The organism is Gramella sp. AN32 (assembly GCF_023718305.1).
Lineage (GTDB): Bacteria > Bacteroidota > Bacteroidia > Flavobacteriales > Flavobacteriaceae > Christiangramia > Christiangramia antarctica.
This window is the reverse complement of the sequence record NZ_QEYO01000004.1, coordinates 15,270-40,569: the sequence shown is the minus strand read 5'-3', so window position 1 is coordinate 40,569 and position 25,300 is coordinate 15,270. Positions and strand designations below refer to the sequence as shown.

Genomic DNA, 25,300 nt, shown 5'->3' with positions numbered 1-25,300 from the left:
GATATCACGAGCTATTGAGTACAGAATGAGCTGTTTTATAACCCTATCACACAATCTGGCATATAAAAAATTTGATTTAAGTTAAATTATTTGTTTAATATTATGTTAAATTTTTCTAAAAATCCTTAAATTGCACCTATGGAGAATGCGGCTAATCTTATAGAGTCTAATAGTAAATATATCATGGATACCTGGGAGAAAAAAGTAAGGGAAGATATCCCTGCTTCAAAGAATTCCAGTGCCCTTGCCCTGAGAAACCAGTTGCCAAATGTTTTGGAAGATATAGCTCAGATTATGCGTCGTTATAAAGATCTTAAACATATCGAACGCTATGAGGAATATGAGGAAATCATAAAGAATAGTGTGGAGCATGGAAGGCATCGGGCAGCATCTGAGGATTATACCGTAAAACAAATCCTCAAAGAATATGTCATTTTTCATAGGGTCCTTACCAGCTTCCTGTTGGACAAAAATGAATATACCAGCGAGGTAGGGATTATTTTAAAATATACCCTGGAAACAGCCATGCTCAACTCGGCTGATTCATTTACTGATTCCCTTCAGGATATGCGGGAAAAGCTTATAGGAACCCTTGCCCACGATCTTAGAAATCCTATTTCGGCGGCTTATTTCGCGCTGGATATTATCGATTGTGGTATGGATAAAGATCGGTTTGACGGTATTAAAAAAATGGGGATCACCAGTCTCAAAAAATCCCTTGAACTTCTGGAAGGTATTTTAGAGGCGATTACGATTAAAGCAGGTGAAGGTATTACGTTGAATTTCAAAGAAATTGATATTCTAGAGGAGATAAAATGGGTGTATAATGAAGCCAAAGAAATGTATTCTAATAAAGTGATCTTTGAAACTAACACTGAAAAAATTATAGGCGTTTTTGATGGCACAGCCATACGAAGAGTGGTTGAAAATTTGGTGACCAACGCGGTTAAGTATGGGGAATCCAGAAAAACGGTTAAAATAACTGTTCACGATGAGTTGGAAGAAGTCAGCATATGTGTACATAACTTTGGAAAACCTATTTCGGAAGCAAAACAAAATGAAATGTTTCAATTTTTAAACCATTCCCCGAATGAAAATCACGGCGAATTAAAAAGCTGGGGTATGGGTTTAACTTTAGTGAAAACCGTAGCGCGGGCCCACAATGGTAAAGTGGAAATTAAAAGCGAGGAGAATTACGGTACCGAATTTAAAATAAGTTTGAATAAAAATTCCAACTTCCCCGGCAAGATAAAAGCTAAACTTAATTATATAACGAGCTAGTCTAAAATATTTGCCAATTCTGGATATTTACTTAGGTGAAAATTAAAATATTCCGCTACATTTATTTGAAAATTTAGGGAATGCTGGTTAAGGTTTATGGTAGTTCGGTTTTTGGCGTTGAGGCTACTATCATTACTGTTGAGGTGAATATGGCTTCAGGGATTGGTTATCACCTGGTAGGACTTCCCGATAATGCGGTAAAAGAATCGAGTTACCGCATCACCGCCGCTCTTCAAAATAATAAATACAAACTACCCGGTAAAAAGATCATCATCAATATGGCCCCGGCAGATCTCCGCAAGGAAGGTTCCGCTTACGATCTTACCGTGGCCATGGGCATTCTGGCCGCTTCTGAACAAATCAAAGCAGAAAAAATCAGTGATTACTTAATCATGGGAGAGCTATCCCTTGATGGCGGACTTCAACCCATAAAAGGTGCCTTGCCCATTGCCATACAGGCTAAAAAAGATGGTTTCAAGGGTTTTATACTTCCGGAACAAAATGCCCGGGAAGCAGCGATCGTTTCGGGTTTGGAAGTCTATGGGATTGCTAATATCACTCAGGTAATTCAATTTTTTGATCAAAATATACCTTTAGAACGAACCGAGATCAATACTCGGGAAATCTTTTTTAAAGGCCTGGATAATTTTGATTTTGACTTTTCCGAAGTAAAGGGCCAAGAATCTATAAAACGTTGTATGGAAATTGCCGCAGCTGGCGGTCATAATATTATTTTAATTGGCCCTCCCGGCTCGGGAAAGACGATGCTGGCAAAAAGGCTGCCCAGTATTTTACCGCCAATGACCTTACAGGAAGCCTTAGAAACCACAAAAATTCATAGTGTCGCCGGGAAAGTTCGGGATAATGTGGGTTTAATGTCCCAAAGGCCATTTCGAAGTCCGCATCATACGATCTCAGATGTTGCCCTTGTGGGAGGCGGTGCCTATCCGCAGCCCGGTGAAATTTCCCTTTCTCATAACGGAGTTTTATTTTTAGATGAATTACCAGAATTTAAACGCGGAGTATTGGAAGTCATGCGCCAGCCCTTAGAAGATCGGGAAGTAACTATTTCCAGAGCAAAATTTACGGTGACTTATCCCTCGAGCTTTATGTTGGTTGCTAGTATGAACCCGAGCCCGGGTGGTTATTTTAATGATCCCAATGCCCCGGTTTCATCTTCAGCAAGTGAAATGCAGCGCTATCTCAGTAAAATTAGCGGACCACTTCTGGATAGGATCGATATCCATATAGAAGTTACTCCCGTTCCATTTGAAAAGTTAAGTGAAGATCGTAAAGGTGAAAGTAGTCTTGAAATTAGAAAACGGGTGACCAAAGCCAGGGAAATCCAGGTTACTCGTTTTTCAGAATATGAAAATATCCATTATAATGCACAAATGGGTTCCAAACAAATTAACAAGTTTTGTAAACTGGACAGTAATTCCCTGCAATTGCTGAAAAATGCCATGGAAAAACTAAATCTTTCCGCCAGGGCGTATGATCGCATTCTAAAAGTTTCACGAAGTATTGCCGACCTTGACGGGAAAGAGCATATTTCTGAAGGTCATATTGGCGAAGCGATTCAATACCGCAGTCTGGATAGGGAAGGCTGGCTGGGATGATCACTAAAGTGCAGCTTCAGTAGGCAGTCCAGTACTCTAACTATATAAATTAGTGAGCATCGATCTCTATTTAAATAATCAACATTCAATTATCAATTATCAATTATCAATTTTCTCTTCTCTATATTCTTTTTTCTTCCTAAAGCAGAGTATTCGTTGCCCGTTGAACTGTGCAGTATTTTGTTCAGATTCTCCAGTTCTAAATAATCGAAATGTGAAAATAAAGTATTCTCTAAAAAAACCATTTTAAAAAAGTAGTTTGCAAGACGATCAAAAATTTTTAAATAGCTGTAAATCAATATTATAAATATTTTAATATTGACAATTTCTATATTTTATTTGTTTTAAAATTATTCAAACACATAAAATAAGTTGAGACTTCATTAACTTAGAGCTTTGTTCTAAATTCCTATTTTTGAATAACCTATAATTTTGCACCCCTTAATATTTCTAGATGAAAAGACTCATTTTGCTGGCCCTTACTATCATTCTCGTTTCCTGTAAAGGAGATAGAGGCGGAAATTCTGAAAAATCAACTACTGAAAATGATTCCATAACTACTAAGGACTTACTCCCGGATGCTTTGCTGGAAAGTAATAAAATCTCCATGAATCTCGAACAGGCCAATAAGCTAGCAGAATTGCCATTGTCCTGTTTAGAAACGGAATACCCCAATAAATTAGGTCAAACCTTAGAGGGTAAGGATGCAATAGGGGAACCTCGCGAACTGCACCCGGCATTTTATGGCTGTTTCGACTGGCATTCTTCTGTTCATGGACACTGGTCTTTAGTAAGTCTTTTAAAACAGTTTCCTAATTTAAATAAACATGAAGAGATCAGGACAAAATTATCAAATTCGCTTTCTGCAGATAATATTAAGGGAGAAGTAGCCTACTTTAAAAGAGAGGAAAGTGCAGACTATGAAAGGACTTATGGCTGGGCCTGGCTGTTGAAGCTCTCGGCGGAATTGCAGACCTGGGAAGATCCCCTGGGAAAAGAACTGGCTCAAAATCTTGAACCTTTAACGCAACTAATTGTTCAAAGATTTGAAGAATTTCTTCCGAAGTTAAATTACCCCATCAGGATAGGGGAGCATACGAATACGGCGTTTGGAATGACCCTGGCTTATGACTATGCTTTGGCCACTGGAAATGAAAGCTTAAAAAAAGCTATTGATAAGCGCTCTCAGGAATTTTACGTAAAGGACGATAATTGCCCTATAGATTGGGAACCGGGAGGATATGACTTTCTTTCTCCCTGTCTTGAGGAGATCGATATTATGAGAAGGGTGCTTCCCAAAAATTCTTTTAGTTTATGGATGGACGATTTTATGCCCCAGTTAAAAAATAAAGATTTTGCCCTTGAAGTGGGAAAGGTTTCTGATAGGACCGATGGAAAATTGGTGCATCTGGACGGATTAAATTTTAGTAGGGCCTGGGTTTTTAATGGTTTGGCCAAGCAATATCCTAAGGATTACGGGCATTTGGCCGCATTGGCCAACAAGCATATTAATTATTCATTTCCTAACCTGGTAGGCGACTCCTATGAAGGCGGACACTGGTTGGGAACTTTTGCAATTTATGCCCTGCAGGAAAGCATTCCTAAAAAAGAATAGTGAATTTTTTTAAAAATCTGGGTCCGGGAATTCTGGTTTCGGCAGCATTTATTGGGCCTGGGACGGTTACAGTTTGCAGTCTCGCCGGCGTCAATTTTGGATATTCCCTGCTTTGGGCATTATTAATTTCTGTTTTTGCCTGTATGATCCTTCAGGAGATGGCAGCCCGTCTGGGACTAATTACAGGCGAGGGTTTAAGCGATGTGATTCGTAAAAATATTAAAGGAAAATTTGCCCGCTTTCTTACGCTTCTTCTCATATTCTCAGCAATTGTTATTGGAAATGCCGCTTACGAAGCAGGAAATATCTCTGGAGCGGTTCTGGGTGCCGAGACTCTTTTCCCGGGAAAGAATTTTGGTTTTGGGGATCTTCAAATTAATTTATGGAGTATTGTAATGGGAGGCCTGGCCTTTGTCTTATTGCTTCTTGGAAGCTATAAAAAACTGGAAAAAATATTTATTTTTCTAGTCATTATTATGAGTGTGGCTTTTGTGGTAACTGCTGTGGTGACCAAACCGGACATCTCTTTGTTGTTAGCAGGCTTTGTTCCGGGAAATTTTGATGCCGGTCTTTTAACTATTATTGCCCTGGTGGGGACTACCGTTGTTCCTTACAACCTTTTCCTGCACGCTTCCCTGGTAAGTGAAAAATGGAAGGACGAAAAATTCCTGGGAATAGCGAGAAAAGAATTGATATTTTCCATTGGGCTGGGTGGATTGGTTTCTATGGCTATCCTCATTTGCGCTGCATCTTCAAACCTCACAGATATTAGTAGTGGCGGGGACCTGGCGGTAGGCCTGGAACCTTTATTTGGTGAGTCTGCAAAGTACTTTTTGGCCATAGGTTTGCTGGCCGCGGGAATTACGTCTTCGATTACGGCGCCATTAGCTGCGGCTTATGTGGTAAAAGGATGTTTGGGCTGGAAAGATGGCATTGGAAGCCGAAAATTTCAATCTGTTTGGATTTCAATTTTGATCCTGGGAATTATTTTTTCCTCACTGGGTATTAAACCTGTTGAAATTATAAAGTTTGCCCAGATCGCCAATGGGCTGGTTTTACCAATTATCGCTATTTTCTTATTTTATATGGTAAATCAAACCAGCATCCTGGGAAAATATAAAAATTCACTCATTCAAAATATCCTTGGGATCGTTGTTATTTTACTGGCCATGTTTCTAGGCGTTAAATCAATTTACAGCGTAATAGTATCGTTCTAATGCAAAGTATTCATATAAATTGTGATCTGGGGGAAGGAGGGAAGCATGATGCTTCTTTAATGCCTTATATTTCTGCCTGCAATATTGCTTGCGGTGGTCACGCGGGGGATGAAAACAGCATGAGAAGAACGATCCAGCTGGCTCAAAAGTATAAGGTGGAAATTGGAATGCATCCCTCTTATCCCGATAAGGAAAACTTCGGAAGGAAAAGTTTGAATATTTCCAAAGCCAATTTGGAAACTTCGCTGCTGGATCAAATTAAAACTTTCCAAAAAATTGCTGCTGAAGAATCTTCCGCAATTAACCATTTAAAATTTCATGGGGCGCTTTATAATGACCTCGCCAATGATCAAAATTTAGCAGAACATATTATTGAAATGCTGAAAAATTCCGTCGAAAATATGCGGGTTTTTGCCCCGGTAAATTCACGATTTTCAACGCTTTTAAGCAAGGATTTTGAGGTGTTTTCAGAAGCCTTTTTAGACCGGAATTATAATGAAAATTTTACCCTGGTTTCCCGACAAAATGAGCATGCGGTTCTCACCGAAAATGAGGCGATTTTTAAGCACCTTTTTTCAATGTATAAAAGGCAAAAAATCACCATAATTTCAGGGGTAGAAATAACCGCGAAACCTGATACTTTTTGCCTGCATAGTGACACTAAATCTGCAGTAGAAATCATCCGATTTTTACACAATAAACTTCAGGAAAACAGCATAGAAATTTTTAAAAATGCAGGATAAATTTTTCGAAATATCGCAGTTGGGGGAAAAGGCAATTTTGATCGATTTTCTCGAGAAAGAGAAAAAATTGGAGCTGGAAACCATCCTGTTTTATCGAAATTTATTGGAAGATAAATTATTTGAATCAAAAGTTGATGTAATTAGTGCATTTGACTCGATATCAATAATTTATCATACGACTATAGAAAACGTCTATAATGAATTTTCGGTTATAAAACTCCTTCTTTCTAAGGCTAATATAGATAAAAAAAACGATTATAAAATTTTCCAGGTTCCTGTATGTTATCATCAGGAATTCGCTCATGATTTATCTGAAATTGCTTCAGCAAAGGGAATAACGGAATCAGAAATTATGGCGGCTCATTGTTCCGCTATATATCAAATAAATCTAATTGGTTTTTTACCCGGTTTTTTATACATGAAAGGCCTGGATAAAAGGCTCCATTTTCCCCGAAAAAAAACACCCAGAAAATTGGTAGAAAAGGGCTCGGTGGGCATTGCTGAAAACCAGTGTGGAATTTACCCAAATAATTCCCCGGGAGGCTGGCAAATATTAGGTAGATCCCCACTTATTTTTTTTGATAAAAATTGTGTTCCTCCAACCCCTTTTTCGGCAGGGGATAAAATTCAATTTTATAAGGTCACTAAAACTGAATTTCATAAAATTGAGAAGTCAGTTTCCTCTAATGATTTCATACTAAAATGGGAATATGAAAACAGGTAAAATCAGCATCATTACTCCTGGCATATTTTCGACTATTCAGGATTCGGGAAGATTTGGTTTTAAGAAATATGGTGTACCTGTTTCGGGAGCTATGGATCATTATGCTTTTAGAATGGTGAACCTGATTTTAGGAAATCAACAGGATCACGCTGTTATGGAAATTACGATGGCTGGCCCTGTTTTACAATTTTCTAAAAGCACCAGGATCTGTTTTTGCGGAGGTGATTTCGATCTTCAGTTGAATGATCTTAAAGTTGCACCTAATGAAGTGATCCAAATTCAGGAGAATGATATTTTTAAAATTGGCCGTTCTAAGCAGGGTTTTCGTGGATATCTGGGAATTAGCGGTGGTTTTCAGTCGGAAACTGTTCTGAATAGTAAATCTATGTATGAGGGACTTACCGATGAATTCCGATTATCGAAAAACACTTCATTAGCTTTTAATGCTGAAAACCCCAGTTTTGAAAACAACTATTCCAGTGTTCGCTTTGATGATCGCTACCTTGCAGATAAATACATTCCGGCGTATCCCGGTCCCGAATTTTCTAAATTATCCAAATTTCAACAGTTGAAAATTTATGAAACAGAATTCAGTTTAGCAGCATCCAGTAACAGGATGGCCATTCAGTTTGAAGGAAATTTTGAAAACGATTTGAAGGGAATTTCTTCAGCACCGGTAATTCCGGGTACGGTGCAGCTTATACCTTCAGGAAAATTATTCGTTTTGGGAAAAGATTGTCAGACTACCGGGGGTTATCCCAGGGTTTTGCAATTATCTGAATACGCCTTCCATGTGATTGCACAAAAAGCCCCGGCTAATTTGATCCAGTTTAAGAGGTTGGATTACAAGAATTAAAAAAAGTGCCGCTGAAGAGAAAAATTATAAAAAAGACCCTACTCAAATCTATAACTCTCGACAGCAAGCACTTATTTTACCCCAAAACACTTTAGTCGTACTAAAATGATAAAGCAAATATAGCATAGAGCTTCGTGCACAACAAGGGGAAAATTCCCCTTATTTATTCAAAAGTCACTACATATCTTCGAATATTGATATATTTAAATCCTACTAACCATAATATTATAACGTAATGGGTAAAAAAATTTCAAAAGGACAGGCCAAAAAACTCTTTGATAACTGGGCATCTGCAAATGGTCCTGGAAAAGCGGTAAGCGATGCAGGTTATGAAGATACTTATGAAAGCTGGTTTAGCGCGAAAGAATTAAGGGATTACTGCCAGGAAGTGATCGATACGATTGGGGAGGCAAACAATCCCGGCATCCGTATTTATTTTGGCAGTTATGGGAATGACGCGGGACCTAAAGAAAAACAAAGCACGGTATTTCTAGCACCTACCAGTGGTGGCAGTGAAAGCTATGGAACTGAAGAAGGTACTGAAGATCCTGCCCCGGAAAATGATGATAGTCTGGATCCATATAACGTTGGTTCGAATGGAAATCCCCCAATCCCGTACGATTAGAAACTATAATGATTTAAAAGTACTTTCTTTAGTTCCTTCACCATATGGAAGAATTTCTATATCAAATCTATTTTACCAAAGGTTACATTACTCATGGGATGGAATTTACTGCTGCGCTTGCAGGGAGTTTGTACCTTTTTTTTAACCGTAATCCTAGCAGATCTATCAAATGGTTCGTCTGGTTCTTATGGAGTATATTAATTATAGATTTACTTGGAAACTATGCGGGCCTGGCCTATCACAGCAACTATGAATATTTAGGTTTTATAGAAAATACACCTTTCGTAAGAAATAATTGGTATTTTAATATTGCGACCATTTATTTTAATCTCGCATATCTTTATTTTATTCGGAAACAACTGATTTCTGTAAAATTCCGCAAATGGTTGAAATGGGTTATGGTTTTGTATCTAGCTTTTGTAATTCCCAACCTGTTCATCAGCGAGGAATTTTTTTCGAAATTCATATTATCTAATTTTCTTGCGGGCACATTTTTAATTCTAGCCGCAGTGCTTATTTATTTTTATGATACGTTGCTGAGTGAACAACTGCTGTATTTTTATCGAAACCTGTTCTTTTATGTTGCATTGGGAGTTTGTATACATTCTTTAATCACCATGCCCATTTATATTTATCATGGTTATTTAAATCTGGATAATCCCAATTATATCCAATTTTTCCGTGCAGGTATCATGTATGCGAATATCATGATGTATTCACTATTTGCATTGGGATTTTTTATGGAGTGGTTTTATAAAGACCGGGTTGTGCTTACGGAAAAATCATATCTTTGAAAACTGGATAATTACTATTTTTGAATCAGATTTTTATTCAATTAAATGCTTTCCAAAGAAGAAATTGTTCTTATCATTTATTTTATCCTGGTCATTTTTTTTCTGGTCATTTTCACGGTGGTATTTTTTATCACCTATCAAAGAAGGAAAAATAACCTCCTTCAGGAAAAATTTGAAGCTGAAAGAAATTTTAAAGAAGAGCTTTCCAACGTCAAAATTGAAATTCAGGAAGCAACGCTAAAAAATGTAAGTTGGGAACTTCATGATAATATTGGCCAGCTGCTGTCTATTGCGAGCATGCAACTCAATATTATGGGAAAAGATCCTGTGGCCGCAGGAAATCCTGGCTTGATTGAGGTAAAAACCCTTGTCACAGATTCGCTTACGGAAGTAAGGGCACTTTCCAAATCTTTAAATCAGGAAGTAATTGATTATCAGGGCTTAATAAAATCTGTAGAAAATGAACTGGATAGGCTCAACCGAATTGACATCCTGGAGGCACATTTTAAAATTGAAGGGGATCCCTTTGAAATCCCTGCTTCCAGTACGATCATTTTGTTTAGGATTCTTCAGGAGTTTTTCAATAATGTCCTTAAACACAGTGGAGCTTCTGAACTTAGGGTTGAGTTTAAATATATCAATGAAATCCTTCATATTTCAGCACAGGATAATGGGAAAGGTTTCGATATGGAAAATATGGAATCTGGTTCCGGGCTTCTGAATATGCAAAGCCGTGCTGCCATGATCAAAGCTGAATTTAATTTAAATTCTTCCTTAGGTGGTGGAACTTCTCTATATTTAAAGTATCCTAACCAAGAATAAAATAAAATGAACAAAGAGATCATAATTGTAGATGATCACCAGCTTTTTACACACTCCCTACAGATCCTTGTTAATTCTTTCGAAGGTTTTGAAGTTTCCCGAACGTTTAAAAATGGTGAAGAGCTTGTACATTATTTCAACGAGAACAAAACACCTTCAGATCTTATTCTTCTGGATATGCGCATGCCTATAATGAATGGTTTGGAAACCATGGCCTGGCTTAAACAAAACCTTCCGGAACAAAAGGTACTGGCTTTAACCGTAGACCAGGAAGATGAGCACATTATAAAAATGCTACGCTTAGGATGCCGGGGATATCTTCTGAAAGATATCGATCCTGAAATGTTTGAACATGCCCTTAATTCTACCATAAACACCGGGTATTTTACCAATAAAACCATCTCTGATGCCATGAGCCATGAAGAGCGAAAGAAAAATTATCACGCATTAACCGGTCGTGAAATGGAATTCCTTACTCATGCCTGTAGTGAAAAAACCTATAAAGAAGTGGCGAAAGATATGAACCTAAGTCCCAAAACAGTGGAAAATTACCGCGAAAGCCTTTTTTCAAAATTGCAGGTAAGAAGCAGGGTTGGGTTGGTCATGTTTGCCATAAAGGAAGAAATATTTAAGGTTTAATTTCCTCACAGCTTCTCAAACTAATTTTTATTAGAGTTGCTTAATCCTTACTATCTTTGCAAAAAAAACTGTGATAGATTCAGCTAAGATAGAATTACGGAATTTACGGGTAAAGGATTATGAGGAATTGAAAATTTCCATGATCAAAAGTTATCATATGATGCCTGATGAATACTGGAGCAAAGGAGAGATTAAAACGCTGGTCAACAAATTTCCTGAGGGCCAGCTGTGTATTGTGATCGATAATAAAATCGCGGGTTGTGCCTTATCTATTATTGTAGATTACGATAAATTTGATGATACTCATACTTATGAGTCCATCCTTGGGGGCGAAAATTTCTCCACACATTCTAAAAACGGGAATGTGATTTACGGTATAGATGTTTTTATTCATCCCGAATATCGCGGCATGCGATTGGGGAGACGTTTGTATGAAGCGCGAAAAGAGCTTTGTGAACACTTAAATTTAAAGGCGATCGTCTTTGGGGGAAGAATTCCGAATTATGCCAAATATGCTGATGAGCTTACTCCAAAAAAATACATTGAAAAAGTGAAATTACAGGAAATTCATGATCCTGTTTTATCCTTCCAGCTTTCCAATGATTTTCACGTAAAAAAAGTGATCAAAGGATATCTCTCCGGGGATCATGAAAGTAAGGAATTTGCCACGTTGATGGAATGGAATAATATCTATTATACCAAGCCTGAAAATTTAATAAAAGTAACCAAGACAGTTGTTCGGCTTGGTTTGGTGCAGTGGCAAATGAGACTTTTTAAGGATTATGATGCCCTGGTTGCCCAGATCGAATTTTTTGTGGACGCGGTGAGTAATTATCAAAGTGATTTTATTCTTTTCCCGGAATTGTTCAATGCCCCGCTTATGGCGCAGTTCAATCATTTAAGCGAGCCTGAGGCAATCCGGGGATTGTCTGATTATACCGATCGTTTACTGGATACGTTCAGGGAATTTGCCGTAAATTATAACATCAATATTATTACGGGAAGTATGCCGCAGGCCGTTGGCGAGCATATGTATAATGTAGGATTTTTGTGCCGCCGCGACGGAAGTTATGAGCGTTATGAAAAAATCCATATTACTCCGGCAGAAGAATCTGCCTGGGGCATGAAAGGAGGAAGTCAGGTAGAAACTTTTGATACCGACTGTGGGAAAGTTGGAATTCAAATTTGCTATGATGTGGAATTTCCTGAATTATCCCGGCTCATGTGCGAAGACGGCATGAACATCTTATTTGTTCCCTTTATGACCGATACCCAAAATGGTTATTCCCGGGTGAAAATTTGTGCCCAGGCCAGGGCCGTAGAAAATGAATGTTATGTGGCAATAGCTGGTTCCGTGGGAAATCTTCCGAAGGTGGATAATATGGATATACAATATGCCCAAAGTGCCGTTTTCACCCCTTCAGATTTTGCCTTTCCGGTGAATGGGATCAAAGCTGAAGCGACCCCGAATACAGAAAGCACTTTATTGGTGGATATAGATTTGGATCTTTTAAAAGAATTGCACAACTTCGGAAGTGTTCGAAATTTGCAGGATAGAAGAAAAGATCTTTATACCCTGAAGAGGAAAAAACTAAAACTAACAGATTAATTTTACTCTTTCAAATATTATTTCTTTAATTTTGAAGTGTGAATAAGCCAAACCAGAACATTACTACATCTTTTATTATTGAGGTCATTTCCATTATTAAAAATCGACCCTAAAAGATGTGCGTTCTATTCATTATAATATAATCCAAGCCATCTTTTTAGATGGCTTTTTTTATTTGCTAAACATGAGTTTTACATAAATCAAATCAATTAGCGGTCGTAATATCAATTGTTTTAAACGACTGAAAAACAGAAGTTTATGATTATTGAATTCAATTTGAAATTAATTCAACACTTGGAAATTGCCGTAAACAGTATACTTAACAAAGTAATTTTATCTAAAGTTGCCAAAGAATATAGATATCAATGAATAATAAATTCAGCAAAATTATAACCCAAAGTGATTCTCAACCCGCTTCTCAGGCTATGCTCCATGCAATTGGATTAAGCCGTGAAGATTTAAAGAAACCATTTGTGGGGATTGGAAGTACAGGTTATGAGGGTAATCCCTGTAACATGCATTTAAATGACCTGGCCAAAGAGGTGAAAAAAGGGACTCAGCAGGCCGGGATTAACGGTCTTATCTTTAATACGATTGGAGTAAGCGATGGAATTTCCATGGGGACACAGGGAATGCGATATTCCCTTCCCTCACGAGATCTTATCGCCGATTCTATGGAAACGGTTGTTAACGGAATGTTATACGATGGTTTGGTTACGGTGGTGGGTTGCGATAAAAATATGCCCGGCGCCCTCATGGCCATGTTGCGAATTAATAGGCCATCTATTTTAGTTTATGGCGGAACGATTTCTTCAGGTTGCCATAATGGTAAAAAACTGGATGTGGTTTCCGCTTTTGAAGCCTGGGGTTCCAAGGTTGCAGGAGATATGCAGGAAGAGGAATATCAACAGGTGATCGAAAAAGCCTGTCCCGGAGCCGGTGCCTGTGGGGGAATGTATACGGCCAATACCATGGCTTCCGCAATTGAGGCCTTGGGTATGAGTATGCCTTTTAATAGTTCAAATCCCGCGACTGGTCCTGAAAAAGCTCAAGAAAGTATAGAAGCGGGTAAGCAGATGGAATATCTTTTGGAAAAAGATTTAAAGCCTAAGGATATTGTTACGGCAAAATCTTTGGAAAATGCGATTCGTTTATTGACTGTTCTTGGTGGTTCCACCAATGCGGTGCTGCATTTTCTGGCTATAGCTAAGGCTGCGGAGATCAGTTTTGGGCTTAAAGATTTTGAACGAATTTGTAATGACACCCCGTTTCTGGCAGATTTGAAGCCAAGCGGAAAATATTTAATGGAAGATGTACATCGCGTAGGAGGAATTCCAGCAGTGATGAAATATATGCTTGAAAAAGGCTTGCTCCATGGGGATTGCATGACCGTAACCGGCAAAACCATTGCTGAAAATCTTGAAAATGTAAAACCCTTGGAAGATGGTCAGGATGTGATTATGCCTGTGGAAAAACCAATAAAATCTACCGGCCATATTCGTATTCTTTATGGAAATCTTGCTTCGGAAGGTTCTGTGGCCAAGATCACGGGAAAAGAAGGTTTAAAATTTACCGGAAAAGCAAAAGTTTTTAATGGTGAATTTGAAGCCAATAAAGGAATTTCTGATGGAGCCGTTAAAAAGGGGGATGTTGTGGTAATTCGCTACGAAGGCCCAAAAGGAGGCCCGGGAATGCCCGAAATGTTGAAACCAACCTCTGCCATCATGGGGGCCGGTTTAGGTAAAGAAGTTGCTTTAATAACCGATGGAAGGTTTTCCGGCGGAACCCATGGTTTCGTAGTAGGTCATATAACTCCGGAAGCACAGGAAGGTGGGTTGATTGGTTTACTGGAAGATGGTGATGAAATAAGCATCAATGCTGAAACTAACAGAATTGAAGCAAATCTTTCCGAAGAAGTGATAATTGAAAGAAAAAAGAAATGGAAAGCCCCCGGATTGAAAGTTTCCGGAGGTGTTCTATATAAATATGCCAAAACGGTTTCCTCAGCTTCAGAAGGCTGCGTGACCGATGAATTTTAATATGTCGAATTATGGAAGTTAAAACAGCAAGTTTTGGAGAAAAAACATCTGATAAATCGGTTACTGTTTCAGGAGCTGAAGCGGTAATCAAATGTTTGCTGGAAGAAGGTGTTGAAACAATATATGGTTATCCCGGCGGCGCCATTATGCCCGTTTATGATGAATTATATAAATATCAGGATAAGTTACATCACGTGCTCACACGCCACGAACAAGGCGCAACACACGCCGCGCAAGGTTATGCCCGGGTGACGGGGAAAGTGGGTGTTGCCATAGCCACTTCCGGTCCCGGCGCGACCAATCTCGTGACCGGCATTGCAGATGCGCAAATTGATTCTACTCCCATGGTTTGTATAACCGGGCAGGTAGGTTCACATTTATTGGGGAGTGATGCGTTTCAGGAAACCGATATTGTAGGGATTTCCACCCCAATTACGAAATGGAATTACCAGATCACGAAAGCTGAAGAGATTCCTGAAATAATGGCTAAAGCCTTTTATATCGCGAAGTCTGGCCGTCCCGGACCAGTTTTAGTAGATATTACCAAAGATGCCCAATTTGCGTCCCTGGAATTCAGCTATAAAAAATGTTCCGGTATTCGTAGCTATCAGCCTTTTCCGGAGGTCAACCTTTTGGAGGTGGAGCGAGCTGCGGAAGTGATTAATAATGCCAAAAAACCAATGATCGTTTGGGGCCAGGGTGTAATCCTGGGTGGTGCAGAAGAAGAACTTAAGCAGGTGGTGGAAAAATCCGGAATCCCGGCAGCCTGGACTATTTTAGGCCTTTCCGCTTTACCAACTGATCATCCTTTGAATGTTGGAATGGTGGGTATGCATGGCAATTATGGGCCAAATATTCTTACCAATGAGTGCGACGTTTTAATTGCCATCGGGATGCGTTTTGATGACCGGGTTACTGGAAATCTAGAGCATTACGCCAAGCAGGCAAAAGTGGTACACTTTGAAATCGATCCAGCTGAAATCAATAAAAATGTACATGCAGATTATCCTGTACTAGGTGATGTAAAACAAACTTTAAAAATTTTACAGGAATTGTTGAATGAGAATAAACATGAAGCCTGGCATCAGCAATTTAAAGAGATGTACAAAACCGAATATGAAAAAGTTATAAAAGGAAATATGGATCCCACCAAGCCTAAAATTGGTATGGGTGAGGTTTTACAGGAAATAAACAATTGTTCTAAAGGTGATGCCATTATTGTTTCAGATGTTGGGCAGCACCAAATGGTTGCCTGTCGTTATGCGAAATTCAATAAAACCAGGAGTAATGTGACTTCCGGTGGGCTTGGGACTATGGGCTTTGCCCTTCCTGCCGCTATTGGCGCGAAAATGGGGTGTCCTGATAGGGATGTAGTGGCGGTGATAGGAGATGGAGGTTATCAAATGACCATTCAGGAATTAGGAACTATTTTTCAAACGAAAGTACCGGTGAAAATTGTGATTTTAAATAATGGTTTCTTAGGAATGGTTCGCCAGTGGCAGCAAATGTTCTTTGATAGAAGATATGCTTCAACTGAAATGACCAATCCAGATTTTGTGACCATAGCCAAAGGTTATCATATCAAAACCGGGCAGGTTACAGAAAGGAGTCAGCTTAAGGATGCCGTTCAGGAAATGATGGAATGTGATGAAGCATTTTTCCTTGAAGTAAAAGTAGAACAGGAAGAAAATGTCTTTCCAATGATTCCCACGGGAGCAGCAGTTTCAGAAATACTATTAGAATAATGGAAAAGAAGAATTATACAGTTTCGATTTATACGGAAAATAACCTGGGACTTTTAAGCCGTATCGCTGCGATATTTCTGAAAAGGCATATCAATATTGAAAGTATTACCGCTTCGCCTAGCGAAGTGAACGAAGTGATGCGTTTCATTATAGTGGTGAAGGTAACCGAAGCACAGATCAAAAAGATCGTGGGACAAATTGAAAAGCAAATTGAAGTGATCAAAGCTTTTTATCATACTGATGAGGAAACGATTTATCAGGAAACTGCGCTTTATAAGATTAGATCTGAAGATTTCCTGGACGATCATAATATTCAGGATTTTATTAAAGAAACGAACGCGCGCATTGTAACTGTTACCAAAAAGTTTTTCGTGATCGAAAAAACAGGAAAACGTGGTGAAGTTGATGCACTTTATGACAAATTAAAACCTTACGGACTCATGCAATTCGTGAGATCTGGAACTATAGCCGTAACCAAAAATGAAATGCCCATATCAGGTATTTTAGAAAAATTCAATACAACAAATTCAATATCATGACAAATTATTTTAACAGCCTTTCTTTACGTGATCAACTGGCCCAATTGGGAACCTGTAGGTTTATGGACCTGGATGAATTCAGTGACGGAATTGCTGCTTTAAAAGATAAAAAAATAGTGATCGTGGGCTGTGGGGCCCAGGGACTTAATCAGGGACTCAACATGCGGGACAGTGGTCTCGATATTTCTTATGCACTTCGTGAAAGTGCGATCAAAGAAAAAAGACAGTCTTATAAAAATGCTTCTGAAAATGGCTTTAAGGTGGGCACTTATGAGGAATTGCTTCCAAGTGCCGATCTTGTGATCAACCTGACTCCAGATAAGCAGCACACCCCGGTAATAGAATCTATCATGCCGCATATCAAGAAAGATGCGGTGCTTTCTTATTCTCATGGTTTCAATATCGTGGAAGAGGGAATGAAACTTAGAGATGATATTACCGTAATTATGGTCGCTCCAAAATGTCCCGGAACTGAAGTTCGGGAAGAATACAAACGCGGTTTTGGAGTACCCACATTAATTGCTGTACATCCTGAAAATGATCCTCAGGAAATTGGACTGGATTGGGCTAAAGCCTATGCGTATGCTACCGGAGGTCACCGGGCAGGAGTTTTGGAATCTTCTTTTGTGGCTGAAGTAAAATCAGATTTAATGGGGGAGCAAACCATGCTTTGTGGCGTGCTTCAAACAGGATCTATCCTCACATTTGATAAAATGGTTGCTGATGGCGTAGAACCAAAATATGCTGCCAAACTTATTCAGTATGGTTGGGAAACCATTACGGAAGCTTTAAAACATGGTGGGATCACCACGATGATGGACAGGCTTTCCAACCCGGCGAAATTGAGAGCGAACGAGATCGCTTCAGATTTAAAAGAAAAAATGCGCCCGCTTTTTCAAAAGCATATGGATGATATTATTTCCGGGGCTTTTAGTAACCGAATGATGAAAGACTGGGCCAATGACGATAAGGAACTCTTAGAGTGGCGTGCGGAAACTGAAAATACCGCCTTCGAGCAAACTGAAGCAACTTCCGAAGAAATTAAAGAACAGGAATATTTTGATAAAGGAGTTTTACTGGTTGCTTTTGTAAAAGCAGGGGTAGAGCTGGCTTTTGAAACCATGGTGGAAGCCGGAATCATCGAAGAATCTGCTTATTACGAGTCTTTACATGAAACCCCGCTAATTGCCAATACGATTGCCCGTAAAAAATTATATGAAATGAACCGGGTAATTTCTGATACCGCGGAATATGGTTGTTACCTTTTTGATCATGCGGCCAAGCCTTTGATCAAAGATTATGTGAACAGCTTGGAACCAGAAGTTGCCGGAAAAACTTTCGGTGATACTTATGACGGGGTCGATAATCAGGAATTAATTGCGGTAAACGATTCTATTAGAAATCACCCAGTGGAAAAAGTGGGCGCGAAGCTTAGAACGGCAATGACCGCAATGAAGAAAATATACGCATAATGGATACGCTGCTGGCAAAAGATCAAATTTATAAACCCAAACTTGAAGCGGTGAGAGAAGCTGCTCAAAGGATCTCCAAGGTTGTTTTGAAGACTCCCCTGGCTGAGTCTTTTACTTATAGTAAACGCTTTCAGGCAAATGTGATGTTGAAAAGAGAGGATCTGCAACAGGTTCGGTCTTATAAAATCCGCGGCGCTTATAACAAGATCTCGAGCCTTACACAGGACCAGCTTAAAAAAGGGGTAATTTGTGCCAGCGCGGGCAACCATGCCCAGGGAGTAGCTTTTGCCTGTAATAAATTGGAGGTAAACGGGGTGATTTATATGCCTATTACCACGCCGAGGCAAAAAGTGGAACAAACGCAAATGTTCGGTGGAGAATGGGTTAAGGTGATCCTAAAAGGTGACACCTACGATGATTCTTTCAAAAGTGCGATGAAGCACATGGATAAATTCGGACTGGTTTTCATACATCCTTTTGATGATGAAAAGGTGATTGAAGGACAGGCTACTATTGCTTTGGAAATACTTGAACAGGTAGACGTTCCCATAGATTATGTTTTTGCACCCCTTGGCGGTGGAGGTTTGCTGGCGGGGCTATCTACAGTCTTTAAACAATTATCACCCAAAACAAAAATTATTGGGGTGGAGCCGGCGGGTGCCGCTTCCATGTCTACTTCTTTAAAAGAAGGCAAAATTGTAGAATTGCCATTTATTGAGCGTTTTGTAGATGGTGCAGCCGTGCAAAAAGTAGGCAGTAGAAATTTTGCCATTTGTAAGGAAAACCTGGATGATATGATTACCGTACCGGAAGGCAAAATTTGTCAGACGATATTGGATTTATATAATCAGGATGCGATCGTGGTAGAACCTGCCGGCGCCATGGCACTTTCAGCCTTAGATCAATATGCAGAAGAGATCAAAGGCAAGAACGTGGTATGTATGGTGAGCGGAAGTAATAATGATATTACCAGAACCGCAGAAATTAAAGAACGGGCACTATTATACGCCGGAATCAAACATTATTTTATCATAAGTTTCCCGCAAAGAGCCGGTGCTTTAAAAGAATTTGTGGCAAAAGTCCTTGGTCCCAATGATGATATTACACATTTTGAATATTCAAAAAAGCATCATAGGGAAAATGGTCCTGCTGTTGTGGGTATCGAGTTGAGCGATCCTGCTGATTTTGGCCCACTGGTGGAAAGGATGAAAAAGAAGAATTTTTACGGGGAATATTTAAATGATAAACCCAATTTATTTCAATTTCTGGTTTAAAACAAAACATGAATAGATTTTTTATGTACATTTGCATGGTGAATTCGATGAAACAAATAATATTACCCATTTTTAATTTCAGGCCCCGCCGCAGTTAATTGCGCGTGAGACCTGAATTCTTCTTTTAATATTATTTGATTTTACCATTTTGAAACACTTACAACACAGCATAGAATTTAAATTATATATCAGGATTTTTTCTGATATATCGCCCATGCGCCGCTTTTTCCCCCGCACGTAAGTGCGTATACTATTTATGGAACTTAGGTGAGTCCGGTTCCCCTTTCGAAATCAAAATCAAATATTTATTTAACCTTAAATTTCTTAGCAGATGAAAATTGTCATTGCTAATAAATCTCATGCTTCCTACGCGGAGCAAATTTGTACCACTATCGAGGAATCTGCGAAAGTTCGCGGAACCGGTATTGCACGACGTACTCCAGAATACATTATTAGTAAAATGGAGAAAGGCAATGCGGTGATTGCTCTCGAGGGTGAGAAATTTGCCGGTTTCTGCTATATAGAAACCTGGAGTCATGATAAATATGTAGCGAATTCCGGGCTTATTGTACATCCTGATTTTCGGGAGCAGGGATTAGCCAAAAAGATCAAAGAGGTCATTTTTAAATATTCGCGGGAGAAATACCCGGGTGCGAAGATCTTTGGAATAACCACAGGTCTTGCCGTGATGAAAATCAATTACGAACTGGGCTATCAACCGGTAACATTTTCTGAATTAACCGATGATGAAAGTTTCTGGAAAGGCTGCCAAACCTGCAAAAATTACGATATTCTCACCCGTACCGAACGTAAAATGTGTCTTTGTACAGGCATGTTGTATGATCCGGAAAAGAAAACCAAATCCTCTGAAACCGAAAATAAAATAAGCAGGTTTAACGAAAAGGCTTTTAAACGGCTGAAGAATATTAAGCAGACATTGTTTTATAAAAAGGAAGGCTGACTATTGACCACCCCGTCCGACCGGGGGTCGGACACCCCTCCTTTGGTAAGGAGGGGAGCTTTTGGGAAGATTTTTGGCTGAGAAAAATAAAGAGTTTTAATTCTCCCACATGAAGGGTTTTTAGAAAATATAGGGATAATAAATGAAAAAATATTAGTGCATCCGTGGCAAAAAAAGAATAAAATTAATAATACTCCGTCATCCTGAACTTGTTTCAGGATCTGGATAGAAGCTGAAACAAGTTTTAGCTTGACGGTTCAAGAAGAAATAGAATGAAAAAAGTAGTGATAGCATACAGTGGAGGTTTAGATACTTCTTATTGTGCGAAATATTTATCTAAAGAAGAGAATTTCGAGGTTCATGCGGTTAGCGTGAATACCGGGGGATTTTCAGAAGAAGAAATAGAAAAAATTGGTTCCAATGCCCAAAAGATCGGTGCTAAAACTTATAAAAATATAGATGCGGTTTCGTCTTTTTATAATAAGGTGGTGAAATATCTCATTTTCGGAAATGTGCTGAAAAACGACACCTATCCGCTTTCGGTTAGCGCGGAAAGAATTGTACAGGCCATTGAAATTGTGAATTATGCAAAATCCATTGATGCTGAATATATCGCACACGGTAGCACGGGCGCAGGGAATGATCAGGTGAGGTTTGATATGATTTTTCAAATCATCGCTCCACACATTCAGATCATCACGCCTATCAGGGATAAACAATTGACCCGTCAGGAGGAAATCGAATACCTAAAGGCGAACGGCGTAGATATGAACTGGGAAAAAGCCAAATATTCTATAAATCGTGGATTATGGGGAACCAGCGTTGGTGGTTCAGAAACGCTGACTTCAGAAAAACCTTTGCCTGAAGAAGCTTATCCTTCACAATTGCAGGAAAAGGAATCGAAACAAATCAGGCTTGGCTTTACCAAAGGAGAACTCACCTCGATCAACGGCAAAGAAAATTCTCCGGAAAAAAATATTGAAAAGCTGGAAAGCATTGCTTCAAAATATGCTATTGGCCGGGATATTCATGTGGGCGACACCATAATTGGTATTAAAGGGCGAGTTGGTTTTGAAGCTTCCGCAGCTTTAATTACCATTAAAGCACATCATTTGCTGGAAAAACATACGCTCAGTAAATGGCAGCTTCAGCATAAGGATTATTTGGCCAATTGGTATGGAACACACTTGCACGAAGGCCTGTATCTTGATCCGGTAATGCGGGATTTAGAAGCATTTCTGGAAAGTTCCCAGGAGCAGGTGAGTGGCGAAGTGTTTGTTTCCCTACATCCTTACCGGTTTACACTGGACGGAATCAAATCAAAATATGATTTAATGAACTCCGGATTTGGCAAATATGGCGAAGAAAATAAAGCCTGGACGGCAGATGATGCAAAAGGTTTCATTAAGATCCTTTCCAATTCCGGCAAGATCTACGAACACGTAAAACAAGAGCAATGATCGAAGCAGGAATAATAGGCGGCGCGGGATATACCGCAGGAGAGTTAATCCGAATCTTGCTCTGGCATCCGGAAGTGAACCTGAATTTTATCTACAGCACTTCACAACCAGGAAAATTTGTGTCTGGAATTCACCAGGATCTGGTTGGAGATACCGAACTTAAATTTACAGATAAGATCAATACTGAAGCAGATGTGGTTTTTCTCTGTCTTGGCCACGGGAATTCCAGAAAATTCCTGGCTGAAAATAAATTTTCTGAAAATACTAAAATCATTGATTTGAGTACCGATTTCAGAATGAATGGCGAACATGATTTTATCTACGGTTTACCTGAATTCAATAAAGAGAAGATCAAAAAGGCCAATTTCATTGCCAATCCCGGTTGTTTTGCCACGGCTATTAGCCTGGCAATTCTTCCTTTGGCAAAGGCAAAAAAAGTAGAAGGTGAATGGCATGTAAACGCCGTAACCGGGGCCACGGGAGCGGGAACTTCTTTATCTCCAACTACACATTTTACCTGGCGGGACAATAATTTTTCAGCTTATAAATCTTTTGAACATCAGCATTTACTGGAGATTGGGCAGAGTTTAAAGAAACTTCAGCAGGGATTCGATCAAACTGTCAATTTTATTCCAAACAGGGGCAATTTTTCACGAGGAATTCACGCCACTGCTTACACTAAATTTTCCGGAAGCATAGAGGAAGCAAAGCAAATTTATTCTGAAGCCTATAAAGACGCTGCCTTCACATTTTTAACCGAAGAAGAAATGCATTTAAAACAGGTAGTGAATACAAATAAATGTTTGCTGAAATTGCAGAAATTCGGTGATAATCTTTTGATCACCAGTGTGATCGATAATTTATTAAAAGGCGCTTCCGGGCAGGCGGTTCAAAACCTGAATTTGATGTTTGGCCTGGATGAAAGAACCGGTCTGAATTTAAAAGCTAATTATTTTTAGAAGTGAAAAACAAAATTGGCACATTGAGCGCAGTCGAAATGTGGAAGTTTGAAGTTAGAAAAGTGATGCTGGAGGTTGGAAACTGGAGGCTGGAAGTTAGGAAAACCAGTATCGTCACCCTGAACTGGGTTCAGGGTCTATAATACGTAACTAAATAAAAATACGTCACTGTGAGTGAAACGAAGCAGTCCCTGTTAAAATTGAAGGATTGAGATTGCCAAACGAGCGATAACTTGTTCGCAATGACAAAAAAATAAAAATAGAACCATGAAAATAGCCATAATTGGTGCGGGGAACCTGGGAAAATCAATTGCAAAAGGATTGATTTTTGGCAATGCGTTTACAACACTTTACCTCACCAAGCGTAAGACTGATGATATTAAAGAATATGAAGAATATTCCAAAGTTTCGGTAACTTCAAATAATATAGAGGCAGTAAAGAATTCTGATATTCTCATTTTTGCGGTTCAGCCCACCCAATTAGAAAGAATCCTGGAAGAAATTAAAAATGAACTGACTGAAAAGCATGTTTTAATTTCTACTGTAACCGGTTTCAAAATTCAAAGAATTGAATCGGTAGTTGGGAAAGATCAGTTTATCATTCGTTCGATGCCAAATACGGCGATAGCAGTTGGAAAATCGATGACCTGTTTGTGCAGTAATGAAAAAGGCCAAAAAAGGATTGCCATTGCCGAAGCTATTTTTAATCGACTTGGACACAGTATTATCATTCCTGAAAATAAAATGCAGGCCGCTACCGTCATTTGTGCCAGCGGAATCGCATTCTGGATGCGTTTAATCCGCGCAACAACTCAGGGAGCCGTACAGCTGGGATTTGATGCAAAAGAGGCACAGGAGCTCTCTATGCAGACCTGTTTAGGTGCGGCCAGCTTGTTAATAGAATCTGGCAAACATCCGGAAGAAGAGATCGATAAAGTAACCACCCCGCGTGGCTGCACCATTGAAGGTTTAAATGAGATGGAGCACAATGGCCTAAGTTCTTCTTTAATAAAAGGAATCCAGGCATCTTTTAAAAAGATTAATAACATAACTGAAAAGTAACTCATGCAATTATTCGATGTATATCCGCTTTATGATATTGCTCCGGTTAGGGGGGAAGGCTGCTATGTTTTTGAAGAAAACGGGCAAAAATACCTGGATCTCTATGGAGGTCATGCGGTAATCTCGATTGGTCATTCACATCCCGAATATGTAAGAGCGATTACCAATCAGGTTCAGAAACTTGGTTTCTATTCTAATTCTATCAAAAACCCTTTACAGGTGGAGTTGGCGGAAAAGCTGGAACAGGTTTCAGGAGTTAAGGATTATAGTCTCTTTTTATGTAATTCCGGCGCCGAGGCCAATGAAAATGCGCTAAAAGTTGCCTCATTTAAGACTGGAAGAAGTAAAATAATATATTTCGAAAATGCTTTCCACGGAAGGACTTCCGGGGTGGTGGCAGTGACCGATAATGAGTCGATTAAAGCTGCTTTCAATAAAGACCATCAGGTAGTGAAATTGCCTTTTGGAGATATTGAAGCCCTTGAAGCTGAATTAAGCAAAAATGATGCAGCGGCAGTGATTTACGAAGTGATCCAGGGGGTGGGCGGTCTCGATGAAGCCAGTGCAGAATTTTATCAGAAGTCGGCCACATTGTGCAAACGAGCCGGCACCTTGCTTATTGCCGATGAGGTTCAGTCTGGCTATGGGAGAACGGGAGATTTTTTTGCTTTTCAAAAATATGGCATAAGGCCGGATATTATTTCCATGGCCAAAGGCATGGGAAATGGGTTTCCCATAGGCGGAATTTTGATCGATCATAAGATTGAAGCAAAATTCGGAATGCTGGGTACCACTTTCGGCGGAAATCATCTGGCCTGTGCCGCGGGAATTGCGGTTTTAAACACTATTGAAAAAGAAAATCTCGCCGAAAACGCGAGGGAACTTTTTGAATATGTAAAACAAAAAGCTGGCGATATTCCGCTAATAAAAAAAATTAAAGGCCGCGGATTAATGATTGGGCTTGAGTTCGATTTTGAGATCACCCCATTGCGGAAGGAGTTGCTTTTTGAACATAAAGTGTTTACGGGGGCGTCCTCCAATAAACAGCTTTTACGGATTTTACCGCCATTGAACATCAAAAAAGAGCATTTTGATATGTTTTTTGGGGCATTGAAAATTGCGTTGGATAATAGTAAATAAAAAGACCTCACAGGTTTTCAAAACCTGTGAGGTCTGATAAGCAATCACATGACCAATGGGAAAATTACAAATCAAACAAACTTTCGACTTATACTTTTTTCAGCT

22 protein-coding genes are annotated in these 25,300 nt (G+C 39.3%); all 22 read left to right on the top strand.

Translation table 11 applies throughout. The features are described from left to right. The first annotated feature begins 138 nt into the window (after positions 1 to 138). The 22 genes from DHD80_RS06255 (at position 139) to DHD80_RS06150 (ending at position 25,195) form a co-directional block, all read left to right on the top strand. Complete coding sequence (locus DHD80_RS06255; RefSeq protein WP_251740297.1) at positions 139 to 1,281, top strand: HAMP domain-containing sensor histidine kinase; 1,143 nt, start codon at positions 139 to 141, stop codon at positions 1,279 to 1,281. An 80-nt stretch (positions 1,282 to 1,361) separates the two neighbouring features. Continuing rightward, positions 1,362 to 2,900 carry a YifB family Mg chelatase-like AAA ATPase gene (locus DHD80_RS06250; protein ID WP_251740296.1) on the top strand — a complete coding sequence of 513 codons (1,539 nt, stop codon included), beginning with the start codon at positions 1,362 to 1,364 and terminating at the stop codon, positions 2,898 to 2,900. A gap of 454 nt (positions 2,901 to 3,354) precedes the next feature. Further along, a complete protein-coding gene (locus DHD80_RS06245) occupies positions 3,355 to 4,515 on the top strand; it encodes a DUF2891 domain-containing protein (RefSeq protein WP_251740295.1) in 1,161 nt (386 codons plus the stop codon). Next, on the top strand, positions 4,512 to 5,732 hold the full coding sequence (locus DHD80_RS06240) for an Nramp family divalent metal transporter (protein ID WP_251740488.1): 1,221 nt from the start codon (positions 4,512 to 4,514) through the stop codon (positions 5,730 to 5,732). Before DHD80_RS06245 ends, DHD80_RS06240 begins: the two co-directional genes overlap by 4 nt. After that, positions 5,732 to 6,475: a 5-oxoprolinase subunit PxpA gene (gene pxpA / locus DHD80_RS06235; protein ID WP_251740294.1), complete on the top strand. Its 744-nt coding sequence runs from the start codon at positions 5,732 to 5,734 to the stop codon at positions 6,473 to 6,475. Before DHD80_RS06240 ends, pxpA begins: the two co-directional genes overlap by 1 nt. Next, positions 6,465 to 7,199, top strand: a complete 735-nt coding sequence (pxpB, locus tag DHD80_RS06230) for a 5-oxoprolinase subunit PxpB (protein WP_251740293.1) — start codon at positions 6,465 to 6,467, stop codon at positions 7,197 to 7,199. The genes pxpA and pxpB overlap by 11 nt, the downstream gene beginning before the upstream one ends. Then, positions 7,186 to 8,055, top strand: a complete 870-nt coding sequence (locus tag DHD80_RS06225; RefSeq protein ID WP_251740292.1) for a biotin-dependent carboxyltransferase family protein — start codon at positions 7,186 to 7,188, stop codon at positions 8,053 to 8,055. Before pxpB ends, DHD80_RS06225 begins: the two co-directional genes overlap by 14 nt. A gap of 235 nt (positions 8,056 to 8,290) precedes the next feature. Next, positions 8,291 to 8,680: a hypothetical protein gene (locus DHD80_RS06220; RefSeq protein WP_251740291.1), complete on the top strand. Its 390-nt coding sequence runs from the start codon at positions 8,291 to 8,293 to the stop codon at positions 8,678 to 8,680. A 44-nt stretch (positions 8,681 to 8,724) separates the two neighbouring features. After that, on the top strand, positions 8,725 to 9,474 hold the full coding sequence (locus DHD80_RS06215) for a hypothetical protein (RefSeq protein WP_251740290.1): 750 nt from the start codon (positions 8,725 to 8,727) through the stop codon (positions 9,472 to 9,474). A 45-nt stretch (positions 9,475 to 9,519) separates the two neighbouring features. Next, entirely contained in the window at positions 9,520 to 10,296 is a 777-nt protein-coding gene (locus tag DHD80_RS06210; RefSeq protein WP_251740289.1) for an ATP-binding protein, read from the top strand. Positions 10,297 to 10,302: 6 nt separating this feature from the next. Next, entirely contained in the window at positions 10,303 to 10,935 is a 633-nt protein-coding gene (locus tag DHD80_RS06205) for a response regulator transcription factor (RefSeq protein WP_251740288.1), read from the top strand. Between the two features lie 70 nt (positions 10,936 to 11,005). After that, positions 11,006 to 12,544, top strand: coding sequence for a bifunctional GNAT family N-acetyltransferase/carbon-nitrogen hydrolase family protein (locus DHD80_RS06200; protein WP_251740287.1), 1,539 nt, complete (start codon positions 11,006 to 11,008; stop codon positions 12,542 to 12,544). Positions 12,545 to 12,909: 365 nt separating this feature from the next. After that, positions 12,910 to 14,583, top strand: coding sequence for a dihydroxy-acid dehydratase (gene ilvD, locus DHD80_RS06195; protein WP_251740286.1), 1,674 nt, complete (start codon positions 12,910 to 12,912; stop codon positions 14,581 to 14,583). Between the two features lie 11 nt (positions 14,584 to 14,594). After that, positions 14,595 to 16,328, top strand: a complete 1,734-nt coding sequence (gene ilvB, locus DHD80_RS06190) for a biosynthetic-type acetolactate synthase large subunit (RefSeq protein ID WP_251740285.1) — start codon at positions 14,595 to 14,597, stop codon at positions 16,326 to 16,328. Continuing rightward, entirely contained in the window at positions 16,328 to 16,867 is a 540-nt protein-coding gene (gene ilvN / locus DHD80_RS06185) for an acetolactate synthase small subunit (protein ID WP_251740284.1), read from the top strand. Before ilvB ends, ilvN begins: the two co-directional genes overlap by 1 nt. Further along, positions 16,864 to 18,339 (top strand): ketol-acid reductoisomerase, encoded by a 1,476-nt coding sequence (gene ilvC / locus DHD80_RS06180; RefSeq protein WP_251740283.1) that lies wholly within the window; start codon positions 16,864 to 16,866, stop codon positions 18,337 to 18,339. The genes ilvN and ilvC overlap by 4 nt, the downstream gene beginning before the upstream one ends. Beyond that, positions 18,339 to 19,613 carry a threonine ammonia-lyase IlvA gene (gene ilvA / locus DHD80_RS06175; RefSeq protein WP_251740282.1) on the top strand — a complete coding sequence of 425 codons (1,275 nt, stop codon included), beginning with the start codon at positions 18,339 to 18,341 and terminating at the stop codon, positions 19,611 to 19,613. Before ilvC ends, ilvA begins: the two co-directional genes overlap by 1 nt. Before the next feature lie 331 nt (positions 19,614 to 19,944). Beyond that, on the top strand, positions 19,945 to 20,574 hold the full coding sequence (locus tag DHD80_RS06170; RefSeq protein WP_251740281.1) for a GNAT family N-acetyltransferase: 630 nt from the start codon (positions 19,945 to 19,947) through the stop codon (positions 20,572 to 20,574). Between the two features lie 272 nt (positions 20,575 to 20,846). Next, positions 20,847 to 22,034 (top strand): argininosuccinate synthase domain-containing protein, encoded by a 1,188-nt coding sequence (locus tag DHD80_RS06165; RefSeq protein ID WP_251740280.1) that lies wholly within the window; start codon positions 20,847 to 20,849, stop codon positions 22,032 to 22,034. After that, the gene (gene argC / locus DHD80_RS06160) at positions 22,031 to 22,993 is read left to right on the top strand and encodes an N-acetyl-gamma-glutamyl-phosphate reductase (protein WP_251740279.1); all 963 of its coding nucleotides are present in this window, start codon (positions 22,031 to 22,033) and stop codon (positions 22,991 to 22,993) included. The genes DHD80_RS06165 and argC overlap by 4 nt, the downstream gene beginning before the upstream one ends. 267 nt (positions 22,994 to 23,260) lie before the next feature. Beyond that, on the top strand, positions 23,261 to 24,055 hold the full coding sequence (proC, locus tag DHD80_RS06155) for a pyrroline-5-carboxylate reductase (RefSeq protein WP_251740278.1): 795 nt from the start codon (positions 23,261 to 23,263) through the stop codon (positions 24,053 to 24,055). A 3-nt stretch (positions 24,056 to 24,058) separates the two neighbouring features. Next, entirely contained in the window at positions 24,059 to 25,195 is a 1,137-nt protein-coding gene (locus DHD80_RS06150) for an aspartate aminotransferase family protein (protein WP_251740277.1), read from the top strand. The last annotated feature ends 105 nt before the right edge of the window (positions 25,196 to 25,300 follow it).